Origin of the sequence: Castellaniella sp., assembly GCF_034007085.1 — a bacterium.
Lineage (GTDB): Bacteria > Pseudomonadota > Gammaproteobacteria > Burkholderiales > Burkholderiaceae_B > Castellaniella.
The window spans coordinates 1-7,751 of record NZ_JAVERO010000106.1 but is presented as its reverse complement, the minus strand read 5'-3'; the positions used below and the strand labels follow the sequence as shown (position 1 = coordinate 7,751).

Genomic DNA, 7,751 nt, shown 5'->3' with positions numbered 1-7,751 from the left:
GGTCTCGATGACCTCGGGATTGTCGGCCGCCCGGGTCAACAGGGATGCGATCGGGATCACGAAGACCGCCAGCAGAAACAGGGCCAGCGGCCCGACCAGCAGCAGCGCGCGCCAGGTCCGGCGTCGCTGCGCGGCGCGCATCGAGCGCCGGATGGCGCCGGGGTCGTCGAAGGTCGTGTCCATGGCAGAGATCCTTGGGTCAATGAAAGGGACCGGCGTTTGGCCGGCCCCGGGATGGATCAGCGGGCGGCCCAGGCCGTGAAGCGCTGTTCGAGCTCTTCGCCGTGGTCGGTCCAGAACTCCAGGTCATTGAACAGGGCATTGCGGGCGTTGGCCGGGGAATTCGGCACATTGGCCAGGATGTCTGGCGTGAGCATGCCGATGGCCTGCTTGCTGACCGGGCCATAGGCGATTTGTTGTGAGTAGGCCGCTTGCGCCTTGGGTGAACTGGCATAGCGGATGAACTCGATCGCCTGATCCTTGTTCGGCGAGCCGGCGGGGATGACCCAGTAGTCGAAATCGTAGACGCTCTGGTTCCAGACGACCTTCAGGGGCCGGCCTTCGCGCTGCGCGGCGTCGATGCGGCCGTTGTAGGCGGCGGACATGACGACGTCACCGGCGCTCAGCATCTGCGGCGGCTGCGCACCCGCTTCCCACCACTGGATGTGGGGCTTGAGCTCGTCGAGTTTCTTGAAGGCGCGGTCCACGCCTTCGGGCGTGGCCAGGACTTTGTAGACGTCCTGGGGCGGCACGCCGTCGGCCATCAAGGCAAATTCGACGTTGTAGTGCGCGCCTTTGCGCAGGCCACGCTTGCCGGGGAATTTCTTGACGTCCCAGAAATCGGCCCAGCCGGTCGGCGGTGTTTTCAGGGTGTCGGCGTTGTAGGCCAGGACGGTGGACCAGACGAAGGTGCCCACGCCGCAGTATTTCAGGGCGCCGCGCACCATATCGCCTTTGTTGACGATGGTGCCCCAGTCGATGTTTTCATACAGGCCTTCGTCGCAACCTCGGCCCAGATCGCCGGTTTCGACCTCGACCACGTCCCAGACGACGTTGTTGGATTGGACCATGGCCTTGATCTTGGCCTGTTCGCCGTTGTAGGCGACGGGGATGACCTTGGTGCCGGTGTCTTTTTCGTAGGGTTGGATGAAGGCGATGTTCTGGGCATCGCCGTTGGCGCCGCCAAAATTCACGACCGTCAGGTCGCGGGCCTGGACGCTGGCCTGGGCCAGGGCCAGGGGTACGGCGAGCGCCAGGGCCGTAAGCAGGGGTGGGTTCTTCATGGCGTGTCTCCTGTGTTTTGGTGGGGATGTCAGGGGAGGAAAACGCGGACGTGCCCGGGATCGATCCGCAGCGGGATACGGGTTCCGGGGGCATGCGCCCTGGTGTCCGCAGACAGGGGCATCTTGACGAAAAAGGTATCGCCGCCGTCCAGGCGGCAGCGCAGGCGGACATGGTCGCCAAGATAGACCTCGTCGACCGCCGTGGCCTGGAATACGTTGCTGTTGCCGTCGGCACCCGGCAGGATGCGTTCCGGACGCATGGCCACGACGCACGGCGCGCCGGCGGCCAGGCTCTGGATGTTGAGCCCGCGCAGCAGGATGCCGCCGGCCAGTTCGACCTGGCACAGATCCCCTTCGGTGGCGCGCACGGTGCCGGGGAATTGATTGCTGTCGCCCACGAAGCCGGCCACGAATCGGTTGCAGGGGGTTTCGTACAGCGTGTCGGCGGCGCAGACCTGCTGGATGACCCCCTGATTGAACACCGCGATGCGGTTGCTCATGGTCAGGGCCTCGCTCTGGTCGTGGGTGACATAGACGAACGTGATGCCCAGTTGCCGGTGCAGCGCCTTGAGTTCGAGCTGCATGTGTTCGCGCAGCTGTTTGTCCAGTGCACCCAGGGGTTCGTCCATGAGCACGATCTTGGGTTGAAAGACCAGGGCACGCGCCAGGGCGATGCGCTGCTGCTGGCCACCCGAAAGCTGGGCCGGGTAGCGCTTGGCAAAGTCCTGCATCTGCACCATGGACAGGGCTTCGTGGATGCGGCGCGCACGCTGTGCGGCGGGCATCTTGCGGACTTTCAGCGGGTATTCCAGGTTGCGCTCGACCGTCATGTGGGGAAACAGCGCATAGTTCTGGAACACCATGCCCAGGTTGCGGTGATGGGGCGGGACGTCGTTGAGGCGACGTCCTTCCAGGAGGATGTCGCCCCGGGTCGGGGACTCGAAGCCGGCGAGCATCATCAGGCAGGTGGTCTTGCCCGATCCCGAGGGACCCAGCAGGGACAGGAATTCACCAGGGTGGATATCGAGATTGAGATCGCGGACGACCAGATGACTGCCGTCATAGGATTTCTGGACGCTCTGGAAGCGGACCAGGGGCTCGGGGGCGGGAACTGCGGACATCGGGGGCAACCTCCGGATGCGGATGGGCGGGATGCGGCTGGCGTGAGTTTCAGGCCGACATGGCTTTTTTCAGAATAGCCAGTCCTTCCTCCAGCAGACCATCGGGGATTGTCAGGGGAAAGAGAAAGCGGATGACGTGGCCGTAGGCGCCACAGGTCAGCAGCACCAGGCCGAGTTCCAGGGCGCGGCGTTGAATGCTGGCAGCGGTGTCGGGGTCGGGCTGGCCATCGGGCAGGCGGAATTCAGCAGCCACCATGGCACCCAGTCCGCGGATTTCGGCGATGCGTGGGTGCGCATGTTCGGTCAGTGCATGACGCAAGCGTGTGCCCAGGGCGTCGGCGCGCGCGATCAGGTGTTCTTCGTCGATCACGTCCAGCACGGCCAGGGCGGCGGCAATGGCCAGGGGGTTGCCCGCATACGTGCCGCCCAACGATCCGCGCGGGGCGGCATCCATCAGGTCGGCACGTCCGCAGACGCCGGACAGGGGCATGCCGCCGGCCAGGCTCTTGGCCATGGTGATCAGATCGGGCGTGACGCCCGCATGTTCGATGGCGAACATCCGTCCGGTGCGGGCAAAGCCGGTCTGGACCTCGTCGGCGATGAGTACGATGCCATGGGCGTCACAGCGTTCGCGCAGTGCCTGCAGGAGTTCCGGGGGGGCGACGTTGAAGCCGCCTTCGCCCTGGACTGGCTCGATGACGATGGCGGCCACCCGTTGCGGGGGGATGTCGGCCTTGAACAGCAGGTCCAGCGCCTTCAGCGTGTCCTGCACGGTCACGCCGTCCAGGGCACTGGGAAAGGGAATATGGTAGACCTCGGCCGGCAATGGGCCGAAGTCCTGTTTGTAAGGGGCGACTTTGCCGGTCAGTGCCATCCCCATGAACGTACGGCCATGGAAGGCACCGGAAAAGGCGATGACCCCGGTGCGCCCGGTGGCGGCGCGGGCGATCTTGATCGCGTTTTCCAGGGCTTCCGCGCCGGTCGTGAAGAACGCGGTTTTCTTGGGGTGGCTGCCGGGCGTCAGATGATTGATGCGCTCGGCCAGTTCCACGTAGGAACCGTAGGGTGCGACCTGGAATGCAGTATGGGTGAAGGCATCCAGTTGTGCGCGGATGGCTTGCACGATGCGCGGGTGGCGGTGCCCGGTGTTGGCGACGGCGATGCCGGCGGCGAAATCGATGTAGCGCCGGCCCTCGACATCCCACAGTTCGGCGTTCAGGGCGCGTTCTGCATAGAAATCGCAGGTGATGCCGATGCCGTTGGGGATGGCCGCCTGCTTGCGGGCCTGCAATTGCTGGTTCAGTCCGGTCATGCTTGTCTCCGTTGGGCGGGATGGGTCCCGTTTTTTTGAGCAATATACTGTCATCTTGGTTCAATAAATAGACCCATTTGATTATTAATCATGGGGCCAATTGAGCAAGACAGCGCGGTTTCCCAGAGGAGAGATGCAGATCGGATGCGTTTTTTATGGACCTGGTATTTTCCCTTGTATGCAGGTTTTCACGAGAACCAATGGCGGTAGCCGCACGGAGCCGCAGGGGTTTGATACCGTTGAAACCGGGGTATCAGGGTGTGCCCTGCGGCGCATCGCCAGCTGCAAGGCTGCGGGCCTCGCCGGGCGTCATGCCGAAGCGGGCCTTGAACTGGTTGCAGAATTTGGATTGGTCCGTGAAGCCCAGTTGATACGCGATCGTGCCGATCTGGGTGCTGGCGGAGCGGTATTGCAGTTGCGCATGGGCTTCCTGCAGACGCAGTTCGCGGACCCAGTCCGAGATGCTGCAGCCGGTTTCCCGGCACAGCATGTGCAGGTAGCGGGTGGACAGATTGCATGCCTGGGCGATCAGGTCGGGCTTCAGTCCCGGGTTGCCCAGGTGGGCGCGAATGTAGGCTTCGACGCGTTTCAGGTGCGCATTGCGGACGGCTGAATTGGTCGAATGCAGCACCTTGGGGTTGCGTTCCAGCGTGGAGGCAAGCAGGTCGACCGTGTGCATGCCCATCAGCGCCTGCGTGGTCTCGGGCAGGTCCTGCCGGTGTTCGACGAGCAGCTTCAGGTAGCTGACGAACAGGGACCCGGCCCCGTCTTGCGCATCGAACAGGGTGGCGCAGTAGGCCTGGGGATTGCGCAGCCGTGCGCGCAGCAGGTCGCCGGGGACTTTCAGGACCCACATGGCGTTGGCCTTGGGGTGCTGGAAGAGAAAGGGCTCCCGGCTGTCCTCCAGGATGAATCCACCCGGCGGACACCAGGTATCGCGCCCCATCTGTTCGAAATGGATCTCGCTCAGTTCCGGGATGGTGATCAGGAAACTGTCGGCCTCGTTGGCGCAATGCTGGCCCAGGCGCTGGTAGCGCAACGCCTGGGAACACAGGCGCGACAGGGACAGGCGGCCGATTTGCCAGGAATCCAGAGAAGCATCGAAAGCGTGGGCCTCGGCGAACGTGAGCTTCAGGTTGAAGTACGTGTCGTTGACGGCGGTCTGCCAATAGCTGGACTTGTCCTGACTGGCAATTCCGTGAGTGGAGTAGCGGCTGTACATGCTCGTCTCCCTTGGAGTCGTCATCAGATTCATTCTAGGCTGGAGCGGCGCAATCCGGCACTGCGGCGCAGGGTGACCGCGTACACGGTCGCGGATACGAGGAAGGTGACCGGAGCCGAGAATGACGCCGCCCCCGTGTCGCTCATCAGGATCAGCCCGGCTGCCGTGCCGGTGAACCAGGCAATCAGGCCCCCCGGGTTGAATGCATGGGCCGTCGGCGATCCTGCGGTCAGGGCGTGCATGTGCTGGGTGCCGGCCGGGTCCAGCAGGATATGGACCAGGGCGACGCCGACCCAGGCGACCACGAACACGCCCTGGTAGGCGAGCGCCTGCAGGATATAGCTGAATACGTCGGCCAGCATGATCACGTAGGCCAGCGCACCCACCAGGATCGCCCAGACCCAGTGCGGCAGCCGCAGGCGCAGCAGGCGCTCGAAGAAAGCATGCATGTTCGTGGTGGCCAGGTGGAAATTGGCGGTGTTGATACGCGTCTGGGTTACCCAGGTGAACACCAGGCCGCCAAAGCCCATCAGTTGCACGAGGCTGATCACCACGCCCGACTCGCTCGTGGTGCCCAGCGTGGATGCCAGAAAGATGCCGGCCAGGCCGCTGAGCAGGAACGTGACCAGATAAAAAGGGATGCCGAAATTGAAGCGGGCGTGATAGGACTCGTCTTCTGCGCGGCCATAGCGCGCATAGTCGAACGTGTACATCATCAGGATCCAGACGCCCATGTAATAGGTGTAGCAATGCCACCAGCCATCTGCGACCGGACCGCTTTCGGGCTGCAGGAACAGCCAGTCGTTGCTGTAGCCGTGGCGGGCGATCGTGAGCGCCACGGCCACGGCCAGTCCGATCAGGTAGATCGGCAGCAGCACGCCGTTGAGCTTGTCGAGCCAGGTCTGGATGCGGCCGAAGATCAGGACGATGCCATACAGGATCACGACCAGATAGGCCAGATTCAAGGGCACGGAGGGGAAGTAGGCCTGCAGGGCCACGGCCATCACTGAACTTTCAAAGACCCCGTAATACAGCGCCGTGGCAAAAAAGATCAGGGTGGCAAGCGAGGCGCCGAAGTTGCCAAAGAGCACGCGCGAGAACAGCGCCACCGACAGCCCGGTGCGGATGGCGTAACGGGCCATGAAGCTGTTGATCACGCCGTAGGTCAGCACCGAGAGCGTGATGCCGATGATGGCGTTCAGCGTGCCGAACTGATGCGCCAGCGATGCGGCCACGACGATGTAGAACATGGCGCTGCATACGCCCCACCATGCCATGGTCAATCCCAGCGGCCCCATCCGGGACCTGGCCGGGATGGCACCGGCGATTTCTTCTGCGACGGCCTGCGCCGCGCCTTGTGTTGGCGTTGTCATTTTGTCTCCTCCTGTTCCGCTGTTTTTTGATGGTGTGCGGCAGGTTGTTTTCAGATGCTATGCGGTCTGCTGATCTCGCATGATGTAGGTGTTGCCGGCGTCCAGGCGGATGTGCCAGCCGGGGTCGATGACGATGGTGGTGGTGGTTTCCTCGATGATGGCCGGGCCGGTGAGTTCATCGCCTTCGCCCAGCTTGTTGCCGTCGTATACCGGTGTGTCCGTGTACGAACCGTCGGCGTTGAAAATCATGGGCCGGTGCGTCAGCAGGGCTTCGGCAAGCCGGCCGCCCGGTGGGGTCTGCTGCTGGATTTCGCGGTCGCTGCGCAACAGCGCGATGCTCTCGATGTTGACGATTTCGACTTCGCTTTCGGGTTCCGAGTAGGTGAACAGCTGTTCATGCATGGCGTCGAAGGCGCGGCGGATGTCGCCGATCGTGTCGTCTCCGATGGTCAGAGAGCCGATGTTGACGGTGCATTCATGGATCTGGCCGACGTAGCGCATGTCGATGCTGCGTTCGAAGGATACCTGGGCGCTGCGGATGCCTTCTTCTTTTTCCAGCAGGGCCAGGGCCTGGTCCTGCAGTTCCTGGAAGCGCTGCTCGATGCGTGTCAGGTCGGCGTGGGCGTCCAGACGCATCGGGCAGGCGGCCATGAGGTTGTATTTGATGTCGGACAGGATCTGGCCGAAGGCGCACAGGCCCGAAGCCAGCTTGGGGATCAGCACCGTGCGGATGCCGATTTCTCGGGCCAGCGCGGCAATGTGCAGGCTGGTCGCGCCGCCTGCGCCCACCAGCACGAAGTCGCGAGGATCATGGCCGCGTTCGATGGTGACCCGACGGATGCCGGCGACCATGTTGTGATTGACGATGCTGTGGATGCCGTAGGCGGCTCTTTCCGGTGAAATCCCGAGCGGCTGCGCGATGTTGCGGTCGATGGCATCGTATGCGGCCTGGCGGTCGATTTTCAGGCGTCCCCCCAGCAGATATTCCGGATTCAGGTAGCCCAGCACCACGTTCGAGTCCGTGACGGTGGGTTCGGTGCCGCCGCGACCGTAGGCGGCTGGTCCGGGGTCGGCGCCGGCGCTGCCAGGACCGACGTTGAGCACTCCCATGCCATCGATCCAGGCGATCGATCCGCCCCCCGCACCCAGGGTTTCGACCTGCACCATGGGGGTGCCGATGCGGTAGCGCAGGAAGTCGATGTCCTTGCTGACGTTGGTGACGCCGCCGTGCGTGAGCGTCATGTCGAACGAAGTGCCGCCCATATCGACGGTGATCAGGTTGTCGTAGCCAAAGGGCTTGCCGATGTGCATGGCAGCCTGTGGCGCCGATGCGGGGCCGGAATTGATGGCGTTGACCGCGCGCGAAGCCATGACTTCCAGCGAAGCCATGCCGCCGTTGGACTGGTAGTAGCGTACCGGGGTCACGGCGCCTTGATCCCG

At 63.6% G+C, this 7,751-nt stretch carries 6 protein-coding genes and 1 pseudogene; all 7 read right to left on the bottom strand.

Going from position 1 to position 7,751, the window contains the following annotated elements; genetic code table 11:
* Positions 1-183 (bottom strand): annotated as a pseudogene (locus RBR29_RS09275) (ABC transporter permease); the annotation flags it as partial.
* A gap of 56 nt (positions 184-239) precedes the next feature.
* Entirely contained in the window at positions 240-1,283 is a 1,044-nt protein-coding gene (locus RBR29_RS09270) for an ABC transporter substrate-binding protein (RefSeq protein WP_320348777.1), read from the bottom strand.
* 29 nt (positions 1,284-1,312) lie between these two features.
* On the bottom strand, positions 1,313-2,404 hold the full coding sequence (locus RBR29_RS09265; RefSeq protein ID WP_320348775.1) for an ABC transporter ATP-binding protein: 1,092 nt from the start codon (positions 2,402-2,404) through the stop codon (positions 1,313-1,315).
* 49 nt (positions 2,405-2,453) lie between these two features.
* Complete coding sequence (gene gabT, locus RBR29_RS09260) at positions 2,454-3,716, bottom strand: 4-aminobutyrate--2-oxoglutarate transaminase (RefSeq protein ID WP_320348774.1); 1,263 nt, start codon at positions 3,714-3,716, stop codon at positions 2,454-2,456.
* Between the two features lie 253 nt (positions 3,717-3,969).
* Positions 3,970-4,938, bottom strand: coding sequence for an AraC family transcriptional regulator (locus RBR29_RS09255; RefSeq protein WP_320348773.1), 969 nt, complete (start codon positions 4,936-4,938; stop codon positions 3,970-3,972).
* Between the two features lie 29 nt (positions 4,939-4,967).
* Positions 4,968-6,311 (bottom strand): allantoin permease, encoded by a 1,344-nt coding sequence (locus RBR29_RS09250; RefSeq protein ID WP_320348772.1) that lies wholly within the window; start codon positions 6,309-6,311, stop codon positions 4,968-4,970.
* Between the two features lie 57 nt (positions 6,312-6,368).
* On the bottom strand, positions 6,369-7,751 hold a 1,383-nt coding region (locus RBR29_RS09245), incomplete at its 5' end, for a hydantoinase/oxoprolinase family protein (protein WP_320348771.1).